14 protein-coding genes are annotated in these 16,841 nt (G+C 62.6%); 5 read left to right on the forward strand and 9 right to left on the reverse strand.

Translation table 11 applies throughout. From position 1 onward, the window contains the following. Positions 1-103 precede the first annotated feature (103 nt). Both argS and FJ546_RS17390 read right to left on the reverse strand, forming a co-directional pair. Positions 104-1,861: an arginine--tRNA ligase gene (gene argS, locus FJ546_RS17385; RefSeq protein WP_140890453.1), complete on the reverse strand. Its 1,758-nt coding sequence runs from the start codon at positions 1,859-1,861 to the stop codon at positions 104-106. A 60-nt stretch (positions 1,862-1,921) separates the two neighbouring features. Beyond that, positions 1,922-3,136: a deoxyguanosinetriphosphate triphosphohydrolase gene (locus tag FJ546_RS17390; protein WP_140890454.1), complete on the reverse strand. Its 1,215-nt coding sequence runs from the start codon at positions 3,134-3,136 to the stop codon at positions 1,922-1,924. 76 nt (positions 3,137-3,212) lie between these two features. On the opposite strand from FJ546_RS17390, the gene erpA reads away from it, so the two are divergent. The 4 genes from erpA (at position 3,213) to FJ546_RS17410 (ending at position 5,169) form a co-directional block, all read left to right on the forward strand. Further along, the gene (gene erpA, locus FJ546_RS17395; RefSeq protein WP_019858570.1) at positions 3,213-3,560 is read left to right on the forward strand and encodes an iron-sulfur cluster insertion protein ErpA; all 348 of its coding nucleotides are present in this window, start codon (positions 3,213-3,215) and stop codon (positions 3,558-3,560) included. Between the two features lie 4 nt (positions 3,561-3,564). Beyond that, complete coding sequence (locus tag FJ546_RS17400; RefSeq protein ID WP_140890455.1) at positions 3,565-3,957, forward strand: VOC family protein; 393 nt, start codon at positions 3,565-3,567, stop codon at positions 3,955-3,957. Positions 3,958-3,964: 7 nt separating this feature from the next. After that, on the forward strand, positions 3,965-4,759 hold the full coding sequence (gene xth, locus FJ546_RS17405; RefSeq protein ID WP_140890456.1) for an exodeoxyribonuclease III: 795 nt from the start codon (positions 3,965-3,967) through the stop codon (positions 4,757-4,759). Positions 4,760-4,851: 92 nt separating this feature from the next. Further along, positions 4,852-5,169 carry a hypothetical protein gene (locus FJ546_RS17410; protein WP_181167975.1) on the forward strand — a complete coding sequence of 106 codons (318 nt, stop codon included), beginning with the start codon at positions 4,852-4,854 and terminating at the stop codon, positions 5,167-5,169. Between the two features lie 48 nt (positions 5,170-5,217). On the opposite strand, the gene FJ546_RS17415 is transcribed toward FJ546_RS17410, so the two are convergent. The 4 genes from FJ546_RS17415 to FJ546_RS17430 form a co-directional block, all read right to left on the reverse strand. Beyond that, positions 5,218-6,048: a tetratricopeptide repeat protein gene (locus FJ546_RS17415; protein ID WP_095787497.1), complete on the reverse strand. Its 831-nt coding sequence runs from the start codon at positions 6,046-6,048 to the stop codon at positions 5,218-5,220. Further along, positions 6,035-7,759: a dihydroxy-acid dehydratase gene (gene ilvD, locus FJ546_RS17420; protein WP_140890457.1), complete on the reverse strand. Its 1,725-nt coding sequence runs from the start codon at positions 7,757-7,759 to the stop codon at positions 6,035-6,037. The genes FJ546_RS17415 and ilvD overlap by 14 nt, the downstream gene beginning before the upstream one ends. A gap of 291 nt (positions 7,760-8,050) precedes the next feature. Further along, positions 8,051-9,298, reverse strand: coding sequence for an OmpP1/FadL family transporter (locus FJ546_RS17425; RefSeq protein ID WP_140890458.1), 1,248 nt, complete (start codon positions 9,296-9,298; stop codon positions 8,051-8,053). 360 nt (positions 9,299-9,658) lie between these two features. Next, positions 9,659-12,442, reverse strand: coding sequence for a valine--tRNA ligase (locus FJ546_RS17430; protein WP_140890459.1), 2,784 nt, complete (start codon positions 12,440-12,442; stop codon positions 9,659-9,661). 264 nt (positions 12,443-12,706) lie between these two features. On the opposite strand from FJ546_RS17430, the gene FJ546_RS17435 reads away from it, so the two are divergent. Then, the gene (locus FJ546_RS17435) at positions 12,707-13,339 is read left to right on the forward strand and encodes a VOC family protein (RefSeq protein ID WP_140890542.1); all 633 of its coding nucleotides are present in this window, start codon (positions 12,707-12,709) and stop codon (positions 13,337-13,339) included. A gap of 59 nt (positions 13,340-13,398) precedes the next feature. Here the strand turns inward: FJ546_RS17435 and FJ546_RS17440 are convergent, their stop codons facing one another. The 3 genes from FJ546_RS17440 to FJ546_RS17450 form a co-directional block, all read right to left on the reverse strand. Beyond that, positions 13,399-14,238: a PopZ family protein gene (locus FJ546_RS17440; protein WP_140890460.1), complete on the reverse strand. Its 840-nt coding sequence runs from the start codon at positions 14,236-14,238 to the stop codon at positions 13,399-13,401. A 304-nt stretch (positions 14,239-14,542) separates the two neighbouring features. Next, a complete protein-coding gene (locus FJ546_RS17445; protein ID WP_181167976.1) occupies positions 14,543-15,943 on the reverse strand; it encodes a TolC family outer membrane protein in 1,401 nt (466 codons plus the stop codon). 165 nt (positions 15,944-16,108) lie between these two features. Continuing rightward, positions 16,109-16,777: a protein-L-isoaspartate O-methyltransferase gene (locus tag FJ546_RS17450; protein ID WP_140890462.1), complete on the reverse strand. Its 669-nt coding sequence runs from the start codon at positions 16,775-16,777 to the stop codon at positions 16,109-16,111. Between the last annotated feature and the right edge of the window lie 64 nt (positions 16,778-16,841).

Consider the following 16,841-nt stretch of genomic DNA (forward strand, 5'->3'; position numbering starts at 1 on the left):
TATTGTTCCCGAACTCGCACTCATTCGGACGCCATGGACGTCGCGCAGGGTTGGCCCTTACCAGCGCAATGTGGGCAAAAGGTGACAGGTTTTTTAGTCAAACCTAACGCATTTCGGTGGGCGCAGCGGCTCCGATCAACGTCAGGCCGGACGTCAGAACGTCCGAAACAGCCTGCACCAGCCCTAGTCTGGCATGCGTCAATTGTCGGTCGTTAACCTTAACAAAACGTAAGTCCGGATTATCCGTGCCCCGGTTCCAGTGTCCGTGGAAACTGGAAGCCAGATCATAGAGGTAAAATGCCAGCCTATGCGGCTCCAGCGCAAGAGCGGCGGATTCGATCAGGCGTGGATATTCGGCGAGCTTGCGGATAAGGCCGATCTCGCCCTCGTCGGTCAGCGAAGCCGCGGCGGCAGCCAGGCTTTTGCGATCGAAATTGGCTTCGCCCAGTTGCTCGCTTGCCTGCCGGAACACCGAATGGCAGCGCGCCGAAGCGTACTGCACGTAAAACACCGGATTGTCCTTGGACTGTTCGGTCACCTTGGCGAAATCGAAATCAAGCGGCGCATCGCTCTTGCGATACAGCATCATGAAACGGATGGCGTCGCGGCCAACCTCCTCCACGACTTCCCGAAGCGTCACGAAATCGCCGGACCGCTTCGACATGCGAACCGGCTCGCCCTCACGAAACAGTTTGACCAGATTGCACAGCAGGACGGTTAGTTTGACGTCGTCACCGGCAATGGCCCGTGCCAGCGCCTCCAGACGCTTGACGTAACCGCCATGGTCGGCGCCCAGCACATAGATCAGATCGACGAAGCCGCGATCGACCTTGTCCTTCAGATACGCCACATCGGCGGCGAAATAGGTGAACGCGCCGTCGGACTTGACCAGCGCCCGGTCCATGTCGTCGCCGACCGCGGTCGAGCGGAAAAGCGTCTGCTCGCGGTCTTCCCAGTCGTCCGGCTTCTCGCCCTTGGGCGGCGGCAGCTTGCCCTTGTAGATGTGGCCTTTCAGCGTCAGGTCGTTGATCGCCGAGCGGATCTTCCTGGCATTGTCGGCATGCAGCGTGCGTTCGGAGAAGAACACGTCGTGATGCACATTGAGCAGCGCCAGATCCTCGCGGATCATCGCCATCATCGCATCGATGGTGCGGTCCTTGACAATGGCCAGCGCCTCGTCATCGGGCATCTGCATCAGCGAACGGCCGAACTCCTTGACCAGCGCCTGACCAACCGGCACCAGGTAGTCGCCGGGATAGAGCCCGGCCGGTATTTCGCCGATGTCGTCGCCCAGCGCTTCGCGGTAGCGAAGGAAGGCCGAGCGCCCGAGCACATCGATCTGCGAGCCGGCATCGTTTATGACATATTCCTTGGTCACGTCGTAACCGGCAAACGCCATCAGGTTGGCGAGCGCGTCGCCGACCACGGCGCCCCGGCAATGACCGACATGCATCGGCCCCGTCGGGTTGGCCGAGACATATTCGACATTGGTTTTCCGGCCGGCGCCGATCGTCGAGCGGCCGTAGTTGCGCCCCTCGCCCAGAAGCACCGACAGATGCGCCTGCCAGAAGCCGTCCTTGAGCCGGAGATTGACGAAGCCAGGACCGGCAACCTCGGCGGCGGCGACATCCTTGTCATCGCGCAACGCCAGCGCCAGCCTTTCAGCCAGCGCGCGCGGGTTCTGTCCGGTGGGCTTGGCCAGCACCATCGCCGCATTGGTCGCGAGATCGCCATGGCTGGCGTCGCGCGGCGGTTCGACGGCAATGCGCGACAGGTCGGGCGAAACGCCGTCCTTGTCTTTCAGATCAAGCGCTTCGACAGCCTTTGTGACTCGCGCGGTGAAATCGGCGAAGATGTTCATGGGTATTGCTCTGGCGGTTTAGGCGAATCCGGCTCGTCGGCCGGCAAAATCGCGCTCGCCCTAGCTCAAATCCGGGGTGCGGTCAAACAAACGCCTGTGTTCCTTGAGCGCGTAGGTGTCGGTCATCCCTGCCAGGAAATCGGCGACGCTGCGCGCCTTGATGCGATCCTCCGCCCGGTCCAGCCCCTCGCGCCAGCCATCCGGCATGGCGCGCGGGTCGGCGAAATAGACGTCGAACAGCTCCCTGACGATCTGCTCGGCGCCGGCGCGCACCCGCATTACCTCTTCATGCCGGTAGAGGTGCTTGTAGAGAAAGGCCTTCAGTTCCTTCTCGGCCGCGGCCATCTCGGCGGAAAAGGTGACCATCGTCTCGCCCGCCGCCCTCACCGCGTCGGCGCTTTGCGGCCCGACACGTTCCAGATTTGCGGTCGCCGCGACGATGACATCCTCGACCATGGCGGTGATCTGCCGCCGCATCAGTTCGTGGCCGGTGCGCACGTCGTCGAGCCTGGGATAGCGTTGGCGCACGTCCTCGAGGATCTTTCCCGGCAGCGAGACGATCTTCAGCATGTCGAGCGTCAGCAGCCCTGCCCGCAGCCCGTCGTCAATGTCATGCGTGTTGTAGGCGATGTCGTCGGCGATCGCCGCACACTGCGCCTCGATGCCGGCGAACCGGTCGAGTTCAAGATCCTGCAGCTGCGAATAATCGCGGATCGCTTGCGGCACCGGCCCGTTCAAGCCCTTGCCGCTGCTGTCCGTCAACGGGCCATTGTGCTTGACCAGGCCCTCCAGCGTCTCCCAGGTCAGGTTCAGCCCGTCGAATTCGGCGTAGCGCGCTTCCAGCCGCGTCACGATGCGCAGCGACTGCGCGTTGTGGTCGAAGCCGCCCCAGGCCGCCATCTTGTCGTTCAGCGCGTCCTCGCCGGTATGGCCGAAGGGCGTGTGGCCGAAATCATGCACCAGCGCCACCGCCTCGGCGAGATCCTCGTCGCCGCGCAGCGCCCGCGCCAGCGCACGCGCGATCTGCGCCACTTCGATCGAATGAGTCAGCCTTGTGCGATAATGGTCGCCTTCATGGGCGATGAAGACCTGCGTCTTGTGCTTGAGCCGCCGGAACGCCGTCGAGTGGATGATGCGGTCGCGGTCGCGCTGGAACGGCGTGCGGGTCGGGCTTTCGACCTCGTCGAACAGCCGCCCGCGCGACTTCGCCGGATCGGTGGCGTAGGCCGCGCGCGGCCGATAGCCGAACCCGATGTCGCCCAACTCATTGGTCATGGCTGATGCTGCCGCAGTTGACTTGGCCTCTTGCGCTTCATACCTATCATGTGAAACCGAAAGCAAGGTGACGCCTATGGGCGCTGATGCCAAGACCGCCATGAAAGTGGACATGACCGAGGCCGCCGCCAGGCGGATCGCCAAGATTGTTTCTGGCGAGGCCGGCAAGACGGCGCTGCGCGTGTCCGTCGAAGGCGGCGGCTGCTCTGGATTTTCCTATAAATTCGATCTGGTAGACACCCGCAACGACGACGACGTCGCCATCGAGAAGGACGGCGCCACGGTGCTGATCGACGATTTGTCGCTGGTCTATATGGGTGGCTCGGTGATCGACTTCGTCGACGATCTGATGGGCCAGTCCTTCCAGATCCGCAATCCGAACGCGGTCGCCTCCTGCGGCTGCGGCACGAGCTTCTCCGTCTAGCGGCATGCCTGCCATCGGCGCGGTCCGTCAGGTCGCGCTGTCGGCCGGACGCGATCTTGATTCGACGCTGGCCTTCTGGCGCGACGTGCTCGGCATGGCCGTTCATGCCCGCTACGATCCGCCGGGCATCGCCTTCATCATGGCCGGCGATGTGAGGCTGCTGTTCACCGACGGCGTTCCGGCCGGCATAGTCTATCTCGACATAGCGGGCATCGAAGCCTTCCATGCCGAGGCGAAAGCCGCGGGCGTCCCCTTCACCGCGCCACCGGCGCTCGTACATCGCGATACCGAAGGCACCTTCGGACCACCGGGGGAAAGCGAGTGGATGGCCTTCCTAAAGGACCCGGCAGGCAATACGATCGGCCTCGTCGAACGCCACCCGTCGCAGGAAGAATAAGACCGTCATGAAAATCGTCACCTGGAACATCAACGGCATTCGCGCCCGCATCGGCAACCTGACCCACTGGCTGACCGAGAGCGCGCCCGACATCGTCTGCCTGCAGGAGATCAAGACGGTCGACGACCAGTTCCCGCGCGCCGAGATCGAGGCGCTGGGCTACAATGTCGAAACCCATGGCCAGAAGGGTTTTAACGGCGTGGCGCTGCTGTCGAAGCTGCGCTTTGACGAAGTTATCAGAGGACTGCCCGGCGACGACATCGATGAGCAGGCGCGCTTCATCGAAGGCGTGTTCTCGACCGACAAGGGCGCGCTGCGGGTTGCCTCGCTCTATCTGCCGAACGGCAATCCGATCGATGACGATAAAAAATTCCCCTACAAGCTCTCATGGATGGCGCGGCTGGAACGCTGGGCCGAGGAGCGGCTAAGGCTGGAAGAGGCGCTGGTGCTGGCCGGCGACTACAACGTCATTCCCGAGCCGATCGACGCGCGTTTTCCGGAGAACTGGCTGGGCGACGCGCTGTTCCAGCCGCAGACGCGGCAGGCCTTCCGGCGGCTGCTCAACCTCGGTTTCACCGAAGCGGTGCGCGCGGTCACCGATGCACCCGACACCTACACCTTCTGGGACTATCAGGCCGGCGCCTGGCAGAAGAACAACGGCATCCGCATCGACCACCTGCTGCTGTCGCCGGAGGCCGCCAATCGCTTCTCGTCGGCCTCGATCGAAAAACATGTGCGCGCCTGGGAAAAACCATCCGATCACGTCCCGGTGGCGATCGACCTCGCCTTGCAGCCGGCTTGACCGCGAACCCTTCCGCCGGCGAATTGCCCCGGCCTTGTATCGCCACAACGACGTTGTATCGCCACAAATCGGGCGCATGATGGAAAATCATCATGGCGGCCGGGGTTCCCATGACCATTCGATTTTTTGCTTGTCCGATCGGCTTGGCATTTGCCACGGCCACCATGGTACCGGCTATTGCCGCCCCCGAATGTCTCGCCAATGGAAAATCCTATCCGGTCGGTCAGGTCACCTGCCTGACGGTGGCCGACCAGAGCCATCTGGCGCGCTGCGAGATGGTGCTCAACAACACATCCTGGACGAAGATCGGCGACAGCTGCCCCGGAAACACGATGGCGCCGCACCTGCATGTCACGCCAATCTCGACGCCCGCGCCAAGCATGGTGCCGACGGAGCCAACCGAGAATTGATTTTTTCGCTTAATTAATCTCCCCCGTGGAGGAGAGCGGCAGAACACCTTACTGGTCTGCGTTTGTGGTGCCCTTGGTCAGGATGTCATCAGCCAGCGAAATCGCCGTGCGCCGGTCGGCTTCGCCTGCGGCGGCGAAAGCCTCTTCCTGCATGCCGCGGATCCAGGGCTGGTCGGCAGGCGATGCGCGTTCGAGTGCGGCGGTCATCATTGCCAGGCCGCGAACGATCTTGCCGCTCTGGAACAAGAGATGGCCAAGCGTCGCCTGCGCGCCGGCATGGCCCTTCTCGGCGGCGAGCTGGAACCAGCGCCCGGCCTGCTTGACGCTGGCCTTCACGCCGCCCTCGCCCTTGAGGAACATCTGCCCCATCTCGAACTGGGCGTTCGGGTTGCGGTAGTTGGCGGCGGCGCGCATGTAGTATTCCTGCGCCGCCACCTCGTTCTCGGTGACCGGGCTGCCGGGAATTCCCTTGCGCAGGTAGTCACCGAGCGCCACCAGCGCGTCGGAGACATAGCTCTCTTCCGGCGAACCGGGCTCGACATCCTGGTCGACGATCTCGGAGAAGAACTTGAACGCCTCATAGTCGTCGCGCGCCACGCCGTCGCCCTCGGCATACATGCGGGCAAGTTTCCAGGTGGCGCCGATCTGGCCGTTTTCGGCGGCGTATTTATAGGCTTCGGCGGCCTGTTCCTTGTGGCCGTTCTTGTAGGCGGAGAAGCCGAACTGGAATACCGCCCAGGGACTGGACTGTGGCTTCACGCCGGTCTTGTCGTCGAACACCTTGTCGTCGAAGGCCAAAGCCTGGCCCACGGCGCCAAAGATCGCCGCAGCGACCAGTGCCGGAAGGACAGATGACCTCAACAACTCAGATATCCGCATAGCAGTGTGTTTCTTCCGCACCGCCCGGATGGGTGACCGCGCCATTCCTGGCAGACCCGACCGTCTGTGCGTATTTCCATATCGCGCCCGACTGGTAGTCGGTCGTGCGCGCCTTCCATGTCTTGGCCCGCGCCGCCAGTTCGGCCTCCGACAGTGCCACCTCGATCGTGCCATTCACGGCGTCGATCGAAATCACGTCACCATCCCGGATGAGGCCGATCGGGCCGCCCACCGCCGCTTCCGGCCCGACATGGCCGATGCAGAAGCCGCGCGTCGCGCCCGAGAAGCGGCCGTCGGTGATCAGCGCCACCTTGCCGCCCATGCCCTGGCCGTAGAGCGCTGCCGTGGTCGACAGCATCTCGCGCATGCCGGGACCGCCGCGCGGCCCTTCGTAGCGAATGACCAGAACCTCGCCTTCCCTGTAGTTGCGATGCGTCACCGCCTCGAAACATTCCTCTTCCGAATCGAAGCAGCGCGCCGGGCCGGAGAATTTCAACTCCGCCATGCCCGCGACCTTCACGATCGCGCCTTCGGGGGCAAGGTTTCCCTTCAAGCCCACGACACCGCCGGTTTGGGTAATTGGTCTGTTGGCCGGGCGGACCACATCCTGGTGTTCATTCCAGGAAACGTGCTCCATGTTTTCGGCCAAAGTGCGGCCAGTAACCGTCAGGCAGTCGCCATGCAGATAGCCGTGGTCGAGCAGCGTCTTCATCAGGAGCGGAATGCCGCCGGCCTCGAACATGTCCTTGGCGACATATCTGCCGCCAGGCTTGAGGTCGGCGATGTAAGGCGTCTTCTCGAAAATCCTTGCGACGTCGAAGAGATCGAATTTGATGCCCGCCTCGTGCGCGATCGCCGGCAGATGCAGCGCTGCATTGGTCGAGCCGCCGGTGGCCGAAACCACGGTCGCCGCGTTCTCCAGCGCCTTCAGCGTGACGATGTCGCGCGGCCGGATGTTTTTGGCGATCAGCTCCATGATCTTTTCGCCGGAGGCGAAATTGAAGCGGTCGCGCATTTCGTAAGGGGCCGGCGCGCCGCAGGAATAGGGCAGCGCGAGACCGATCGCCTCGGCGACGGTCGCCATGGTGTTGGCGGTGAACTGGGCGCCGCAGGAACCGGCCGACGGACAGGCCGCCTGCTCGATTTCGAGCAGCTCGGCATCGCCGATCATACCGACCGAGTGCTGTCCGACCGCCTCGAACACGTCCTGCACGGTGATCTGCCGGCCGCGATAGCTGCCGGGCAGGATCGAACCGCCATAGATGAAGATCGACGGCACGTTGAGCCGCACCATGGCCATCATCATGCCGGGCAGCGACTTGTCGCAGCCAGCGAGGCCGACCAGCGCATCGTAGCAATGGCCGCGCATGGTGAGCTCGACCGAATCGGCGATGACCTCGCGCGATACCAGCGACGACTTCATGCCCTGGTGGCCCATGGCGATGCCGTCGGTGACGGTGATGGTGCAGAATTCGCGCGGCGTCCCATTGGCGGCGGCGACGCCCTTCTTGACCACTTGCGCCTGGCGCATCAGCGAGATGTTGCAGGGTGCGGCTTCGTTCCAGCAGGAGGCCACGCCGACCAGCGGCTGCGCGATCTCGGCGGCGGAAAGCCCCATGGCATAGAGATAGGACCGGTGCGGCGCACGCGCCGGACCGACAGTCACATAGCGGCTAGGGAGCTTAGCCTTTGAAATGACCTTGGCGTCCATTCTCATCCTTGCCGCGGGCGGTGCGGCCTGCCCCATCGCCGAGCCTTTTGGCGCGTGTCCCGAGACAGGTTCGAGGTGCGCCGGGTTTATGGCGGGAAATGGGCAATTTCCCCGGCCTGACTTCTAGCGCAGGGGTTGTTCAGAAAGTGTTGCCAAAACGTCACAATCGCAAGAGGCGATCCCAGTGCGGCTTATATGCAACGCAGCTTGGATGCCGGAAGCTCCGACGATGCCGGCCCCAAGCGAAAAAGGCCGGGCATTGCCCGGCCTTTTTGTCGAATTGTCAATAGGTTAGAACTTGATCTTGACGCCGCCGGAAATCGCCGTGACCAGATCGTTGCCGAAGTCGTAGCTGACCTCATTGCCGGCCACATAGCCGTTTTGGCCATTCACTGTCCCAGAATGGCCGCTGGTCAGCACGCCGATCGCACCGGCCAGACGAACCTCGATATTGGGCTGGGGCGTATAGGCGACGCCGCCACCCATGGTCCAGGTATCGGTCTGTGAGCCATAGCCGTGTGACGTGCCGCGATCCCATGAAAGCTGGCCGGCCGCACTCCACTGATCGTTGAACTTGTGGCCGATGCCGCCCGTGACAGTCCAGCCGTCGCGATACATCAGATCCAGCGAGGTGATCTGGCCTGAATGCAGAGCATCACCCGTAACGCAGGCCGCCGAAGGAGTGCCGACCACGCAAATCGGAACACTCTGCAGCAGGCTCCAATTGACCCACTTCAGCGAGCCGAAGGCAAGCCAGCCGGGAGCAATGCCCGATTGCAACTTAAACTCGACCGTATCCGGCATGTATTGTGTCGAGCCATAGATCGGCAGCACGACACTGCCGACATGCGTCAGGTCCAGCGTGCCCGAGATATTGTCGAGCTTGACCCGCGAATTGTAGACGAGGCTGGCGCGCAGCGCGATGTCAGGAATTTCATAGGCAAGGCCGGCGCGCCAGCCCCAGCCGGTTCCTTTGAGATCAACCTGACCGGTGCCCTGGAAACCCGGTACCAACGGCGAGACCAGGTCTTTCTTGAAACCATAGACTTCCTGGTAATACACGCCGCCGATAAAGCGAATCTGGCCTTTGCCGGCATCCATCTTGTAGGAGCAAGTCGTCGCGTAATTGTTGCTCTTGATATCGGTTTCCATGTTGGATTCGGCACCGGCCCACAGACCCGGGTTGGTGTGCGCGCCCCAAGGCTGGGAATAGTCGAACATACAGTCGACACCCTGAACGATCTGTGCCTTGACGCCGATGCGCGGCACCCAGTAGCTCTCGCTGTCCTTCGCCGTGCTGCCCAGGAATGTCAAATTGCCGTCGAGCGGGTTGGTATCCACCGCATTCTTGAGCTTGCGTTGCGGCATAACGTAAGTCGATTCCGCTTCCGTTGCGAACGGCGCCGGATCGAACAGAAGATCGATATCGTAGCCGCCACGCTCAATGCCGCCGGCATGCGCCGAGTTCATTGCGGTACCGATCAAAGCCAGCGAAAAGCACCCTGCCCCCAGCAGTGCTTTCAGACGCAAATTGTTCATGAATGTCCTCCCCGAATTCGAGTGCATCAAGCTAGAGCCAATTCGGGTTAACGGTGCAATAACGAATTCTTGGCGCGTACATGTACATGCTTGCCAAACGCATTTTCGACAAAATGCGGATCGGCACCGTAAGGCCGAAAAACGGCCCGACGCCGACCTATCCGGCAGGAAAATGAGGAAAATTCGTTCCAAAAGGCTCAAAAATAGCCATTTTCAGGGGCTTTCGCCCCCATTGTTACATTATGGCAACAATGGGGCTAAAACTTCCGTTTACGTCAAAAATAACGCAACGGAATGCCTACTTTCGAGGCAAAAGGGGTCATCTTTTTAGAGACGACTTAAGGTTAAGCGAATCTATCCTCAACCGGCATCGCGAACCCTGGTCAACGCCACCGAGAGCTTGTCCTGCGCGTCGCGATATTCGGCGAGCTTTTCGCGCTCGGCGTCGACGATCTCGGCCGGCGCGCTGGCGACGAATCTTTCATTCGACAGCTTCTTGTGCAGGCGCGCGATCTCCTCGGTCACCTTGGCCAGTTCCTTCTGCAGCCGGGCAGCCTCGGCGGCGAGATCGATCAGGCTGCCGAGCGGCAAGCAGATCGTCGCCTCGTTGAGGACGATCTGCGCCGCGCCCTTGGGCGCCGCGTCGGCCAACGAGATGTCGCCGACGCGGGCCAGCCGCTTGATCGCCGAGTCCTCGCGAACCAGCCGCTCGCGCGTCACATCATTGGCGCCGACCACGACCAGCGGCGCGATCGCCGCCGGCGGCACGTTCATCTCGGAGCGCACCGAGCGGATGCCGGAGACCAGGTCGACCAGCCAGTTGATGTCGGCGGCGGCATCCGCGTCCTCGAAGTCCGGCGACGGCCAGGCGGCGTGACACAACAGCGAATCGCGCTCCTTGCCCTCGCCCGCCGTCTGCGCCCACAGCTCTTCCGTCATGAACGGCATCATCGGATGCAGGAGCTTGTAGATTTCGTCGAGCACGAAGGCGACGCAGGCGCGGCTCTCGGCCTTGGCCGCCTCGTCCGTGCCCATGAACACCGGCTTCAAGAGTTCCAGATACCAGTCGCAGAACAGGTTCCAGACGAAACGGTAGGCGGCTCCTGCCGCCTCGTTGAAGCGGTAAGAGGTGATGCCGTCGGTGATCTCGCGCGCGGCCCGCGTCAACTCGGTCAGGATCCAGCGGTTGACCGCCAGCTTGGCATCATTCAGCCAGAAATCGTCATTGCGGGCGACTTCGTTCATTTCGGCGAAGCGCGTCGCGTTCCACAGCTTGGTGCCGAAATTGCGGTAGCCGGCGATGCGCGCCGGGTCGAGCTTCACGTCGCGGCCTTGCGCCGCCATCACGGTCAAGGTGAAGCGCAACGCATCGGCGCCATATTCATCGATAAGGTCGAGCGGATCGATGACGTTGCCTTTCGACTTCGACATCTTGGCACCGTTCTTGTCGCGCACCAAGGCGTGCACATAGACGGTGTGAAACGGCTCCTCGTCCATGAAATGCAGGCCCATCATCATCATGCGGGCAACCCAGAAGAAGATGATGTCGAAGCCGGTCACCAGCACATCGGTCTGGTAATAGGTCTTCAGTTCCGGCGTCTGGTCCGGCCAGCCCAAAGTCGAGAACGGCCACAGCGCCGAGGAGAACCAGGTGTCGAGCACGTCCTCGTCGCGGGTCAGTATCTCGCCCGGCTGGAAGTTTTCCAGCTTGTCCTCGACCCAGGCCTTCCACGGACCTTCGAGCGCCAGATAATATTCGATCGCCGCGCTCAGCGCCTCTTCTTCGGTCTTCTCGACAAAGACACGCCCGTCAGGCCCGTACCAGGCCGGGATCTGGTGGCCCCACCACAGCTGGCGCGAGATGCACCAGGGCTGGATGTTCTCCATCCAGTCGAAATAGGTCTTTTCCCAATTCTTCGGCACGAAGTTGGTGCGGCCTTCGCGCACCGAGGCGATCGCCGGCCTGGCCAGTTCCGCCGCATTGGCGTACCACTGCTCGGTCAGGAACGGCTCGATCGGCACGCCGCCGCGGTCGCCATGCGGCACGGCATGGCGATGCGGCTCGACCTTGTCGAGGAAGCCGCCGGCGTCCATCAGTTCGACGATCTTCTTGCGCGCGACGAAGCGGTCGAGCCCATCAAGCTCGTCCCAGACGGCCTGGCGCTCCGGTGTCGCATCGAGACCGGCGAGGAAATCCTCATTGTCCTTCAGCTTGATGGCGGCTTCGATGGTCAGGATGTTGATCGCCGGCAGCTTGTGGCGCTTGCCGACCTCGAAGTCGTTGAAATCATGCGCCGGCGTGATCTTGACGGCGCCCGAACCCTTTTCGGGGTTTGAATACTCGTCCGCCACCACTGGAATTTTTCTGCCGACGATCGGCAGCAGGACGTTCTTGCCGACCAGATGCCGGTACCGCTCGTCATCCGGATGCACGGCCACCGCCGTATCGCCCAGCATCGTTTCCGGACGCGTGGTTGCGACCGTGATGAAGGTTTTCGGATTTTCCGGGTCGAAGGTCTCGCCCTCCAAGGGATAGCGGAAGTGCCAGAGATTGCCGTTGACCTCCTGCTGCTCGACCTCGAGATCCGAGATCGCGGTCAAAAGTTTCGGGTCCCAGTTCACAAGGCGCTTGTCCTTGTAGATCAGCCCTTCCTTGTAGAGCGTGACAAAGACCTCGAGCACGGCCTTGGACAGGCCTTCATCCATGGTGAAGCGTTCGCGCGACCAATCGGCCGAGGCGCCGAGCCGCTTCAGCTGGTTGAAGATGGTGCCGCCGGATTCGGCCTTCCACTCCCACACTTTCTCGATGAACTGTTCGCGCGTGAGGTCGCGGCGGTGGATCTGCTTCTCCATCAGTTGCCGCTCGACCACCATCTGCGTGGCGATGCCGGCATGGTCCATGCCAGGCTGCCACAGCACGTTCTTGCCGCGCATGCGCTCGAAGCGCACCAGAATGTCCTGCAGCGTGTTGTTGAGCGCATGGCCCATATGCAGCGAGCCCGTGACGTTGGGCGGGGGAATGACGATGGTGAAGGCTTCGGCCCCCTCCTCCGCCCCGGCGCCGGCGCGGAAGGCGTCCGCCTCTTCCCACACTTTGGCGATCTTCGGCTCGACGGTCTTTGCGTCGTAGGTCTTTTCAAGCATGGGGAAACGGTCCGCGCTGTCGGGATTTTTGCTGGTTCGGTGTAAATCGGAAGGTCTTGGCCAAGTCAACCGCAAGGGCGCCTCGGTTCATGAGAAGCAGATAGGTGTGTCCGCGTTCATTTCAACGGAAGGTCGTGGCGCTCGGCACTCGTGCCTTGACCGCCAGGCGTCGCAGCCATACCGTGCGGACGCTGCAGTAGGGCGCATCGGCTTCCAGCCGGAGGGGCATTGCCCGCCTACGCCACCTCAACCCACAATGCGCCCATGCCGATCATCGAACACCACAAGAAACAGGCCAAGCTCTATCTGAAGTGGCATCGCGAACGGTATTATCCCGTCGCCGCTGTGATTGGATGGCTCTTGCCGCGTTTTCACCATCTCAGCGACAGCCAGATCCTCGATCACGGCTTCAAGCTTGCCGATGCCCAGGAACTCGTCGCCAGGAAGTCAGGTTTCGAGAGCTGGCAGGCGCTGAAGGAAGGCCTTCAAACCGTGACCGATCATGTATCAACAGACGCCGCAAAACCGCATCTCGCCTTTGCCGAGCCACAGCTGTTTGTCTGCGGCATCGTAGCGGCCTGTAATTTCTACCGGCAAAAGCTCGGCTTCGAGACGCGCTTCACCTATGGCGAGCCGCCCTTCTACGCCCAAATCATCCGCGATGGCGCACGGCTCAACCTGCGCCATGTCGACAAGCCTCCATTCGCCGCCAATTCGACCGATGACCTGCTGGCGGCGACGATCGTTGTCGACAACATCAAGGCTCTGTTTCTGGAGTATCAGGCGGCCAAGGCCCCGTTCCACCAGACATTGCGGACCGAACCCTGGGGCGCCCGCACCTTCATCGTCAAAGACCCCGACGGCAACCTCATCTGCTTCGCGACCAGCGCGGGCTGACCTCATCGACAAAAACGCCGCCTCATCGGCGGCGTTTCGAGAGTGATCGTTGGAGGAGATTACTGCGCGCCGCGCGCGACGCGCTCGATCTCCTCGCGCACCAGGCGTTCGACCAGCGTCGGCAGATTGTTGTCCAGCCAATCCTGCAGCATCGGCCGCAGCATCTCCTCGGCCATCTCGTCGAATGTCTTCTTGCTGCGGCTGGCAAAGGCATCGGACAACTCGCCGAAGGCCGCCGCGACCTGCCGGCCCGTATGTTCGGAAAGGATTGCCGGGCGCGCCGCGGGCCCATCGCTTGCCGCCGCCCGCGCCTGAGCGGTGTCTGCAGGAGCTTCGCTTGAAGACGGCCGTTCGAACGCAGCCTCCTCCACCGGTTCGCTCGTCAGCGCCTCGGGCTGGGCGACCGGCTTGCGGATGCTCCTGTCAGGTATCGCTTTCGCCTGCTCTCCGACCGCCGCGATCTCGCGCCGCCAATCAGCAACGATGGCATCGCTTGTCGCGCTGGCCTGCGGGGCGGCCGGCGCTTCGGTCGTGGCGGCGGGCGCCGGCTCGGCGGCGATCCTGGCGCTGACCTCAGCCAGCGTCATCGACGGCTTGAGCGGCACGGAATCGGCGCGCGTCTGCGATTCCACGCGCGCGATCACCGGCTCGGGCGAAGGCGCCTGGACTTCCGCTCGCGCGACCGGCTTCCTGGTTTCGGGGGCGGCATGCAGCTCGGCGCGAAACGCATCGACAGCCGTGGCGGGAGCCTCGCCCGGCGATGGCTCCAGATCCTGCCGCAGCTCTTCGGTCTCGCCCGGCTGCTTGCGGCCGTTGTCGCTGTCCTCGATGATCCTCCTGATGGAAGCCAGTATCTCTTCCATGGAAGGTTCGCGCTGTGCGCTGCTTGCCGTTGCCATCGTCACATCCGCCGCCCTTGTGACCTGTTAGTTCTTCCGCTCCGGCAGAAGCCGGATTCGAATCATGGCGACAGCGTAACCGACGGATCGCGGCACGAGAATCCCCAATCTGGGGACATGTGGGATTTCAACAGATTAGAAGCGATTCCGGAAAAAGCGTGAAAACGGGTTTCCGGGGGAAAGCGCGCCGCGCGCTCACTTCGGAATCGCGCCAGTGCAAAGAGACAGGCACAATTCCGAAGCGGAACCGGCTTTCAAGCCAGGTTCCGCTCAGACGGACCCGACGCAAGTCGAGCCGCCGGCGTTAGCGGCCGTCCGGCGTACGCAGGCCGAACCACTTGTCCTTGACGGCGTTGTAGTGCTCTTCGGGCTTGTACTTGGTAACCTGCAAGGCAAGCCGGTCGACCGACAGGCGACCCATCGCCGACAGGATGGCATAGCTCGCCACCACCACATCGTGTTCGGAATTGGCCTGGTTGATCTTCGCGGTGATGACTGCGGCCTGCGCGTTGAGCACGTCGAGCGTGGTCCTCTGGCCGACATTGCGCTCTTCGATGACGCCGTTCAGCGCCAGTTGAGCGGCGTCGATCACCTGCTTGTTGGCCGAGACGCTCTGCTGCGCGGCGGTGTATTGCGACCATGCGGTGGCCACTGCCTGGCGAACCTGGTCGCGGCTGACGTCGACCTGGATGCGGGCCTCACCAAGCGATTCCTTGCTCTGGCGCACGAGCGCTGGGGTCCGACCGCCAGAATAGATCGGAATGGTCAGCGTCGCACCGATATTCGCCGAGGTCGAATTGCCGTTGGTGCCCGAGATGTTTGGAATGGCGTTGCGATAGTTCTCCGAGACACCGGCCGACGCCGACAGTTGCGGCAACAGCGCGCCTTCCGCCGACTTCACCGAAAACGCCGCCGCGTCGACGAGGTGCTGGGTAGCGAGAATGGCCGGATGTTCATTCGCCCCGATCGCAATCGCCGCGTCGAGGCTCGACGGCAACAGTTTGGCCAATGGCGAAGCGGGCTTGAGCTTGCCCGGCTCGTCGCCGATCACCTGGTGATAGGTCGCGGCGGCGGCCAATGCCTGCGCGCGGGCGGCACTCAGCGAGGCCACCGCCGAGGCGCGCGACGCATCGGCCTGCGCGACGTCGGTGCGGGTACCTTCGCCAACTTCGAAACGTGACCTTGCAGCACGCGCCTGCTCGGTCAGGAACTGCAGGTTCTGCTCGGTCAGCACCGCGATCTGCCGGTCGCGGATCACGTCCATATAGGCCGTGGCCGCGCTGAACAGCGTGTTTTCCTCGGTGTTGCGCAGGCTCTCCACCGACGCCTTCACCTGGGATTCCGCCGCCGCCACGTTGTTTTTCGTCTGAAAGCCGTCAAACAGCGACTGGTTGATCTGAATGCCGTAGCTACCGGACGTCAGCTTCGAGTTGCCGCCGCCATTTGCCTGGCGCGTGTTTGTGTAGTCGATCGAGGCCGATCCAGTGATCGTCGGGCGCCCGGTCGACTTGGCAATCGCCACGCCTTCGTCGGTGACGCGCACGCCGGCGCGGGATGAATTCAGCGTGGAATTGTATTGATAGGCCTTGGCGAGCGCGCCAGTGATGGTTTCCGCCGACGCGGTTAGTGGGGACAGCGCGGTCGCGGAGACGAGGACGGCGGCAAAAAGGGTCTTGGATACAGACGGCACGGATATATCCCTCATTCGTTTTCCATGGGAACTTCGCCGCGCCAGCTTCTCGTCAGAGCAGCCGGAGTGGCGTGTTTCGTTCCCTGTCACTCGGTCCCAAAGTGCCCCCAGTCCGGGATTAGCAACGATTGTTCAAATGTAAGCGACCATGACAAAGCCTCTGCTGCAAGGCTAAATCATTCAGAATTCAAAAGCATGCTCACGTTCGAAGCCCGGTAGTGGCTTAATTGCCGCATTAAATGCCCTTCTCCCGGTTACAACCCCCCCAGCCTTGAAAAAAAGTCGCGCCACGCCGGAATTGCCGCGCCCTTCGACCGCGACGAGTCGGCCGCCGTCGGCGAGCTGATCGAGCAGCGGCGCCGGCACTTTCTCGACACTGCCGCCGATGAAGATGACGTCATAGGGGGCCTTGGCCGCATGACCCTGCGCCAGCACGCCTTGAACCACGGTCACATTGCCGCAGCCAAGACCGGAAAGAGTCGACGCCGCGGTTTGCGCCAGCGCCGAATCGCTTTCGAGCGCCACCACCGACCTCGCCAGCCGCGACAGGATGGCCGATGCATAGCCGGTGCCACAGCCGACATCGAGCGCCGAATCGGTCGCATTGATCTCGGCCAACTGCATCAGCTTGGCCAGCGGCGATGCTTCCATGAGATAGCGCGCACCATCGGCGCCGTCGGCAATGCGGATGTCCTCGTCGATATAGGCGAGATCGCGCTGGGGGTCGCCGACGAAAACCTCGCGCGGCACGGTAAGCATGGCCTCCAGCAGCGGGGCGCTGGTCACGTCGGTGGTGCGAACCTGACCGTCGACCATCTTGATGCGAAGCTCGGAGAAATCAGCGCTCATGTTCCAACCATTCCGCTTGCCGCGCCAGAACCGCGGTTCATTTCGATGGGAACGTCAGGCTCCG

Origin of the sequence: Mesorhizobium sp. B2-4-19 (assembly GCF_006441315.1) — a bacterium.
Classification (GTDB): Bacteria; Pseudomonadota; Alphaproteobacteria; order Rhizobiales; family Rhizobiaceae; genus Mesorhizobium.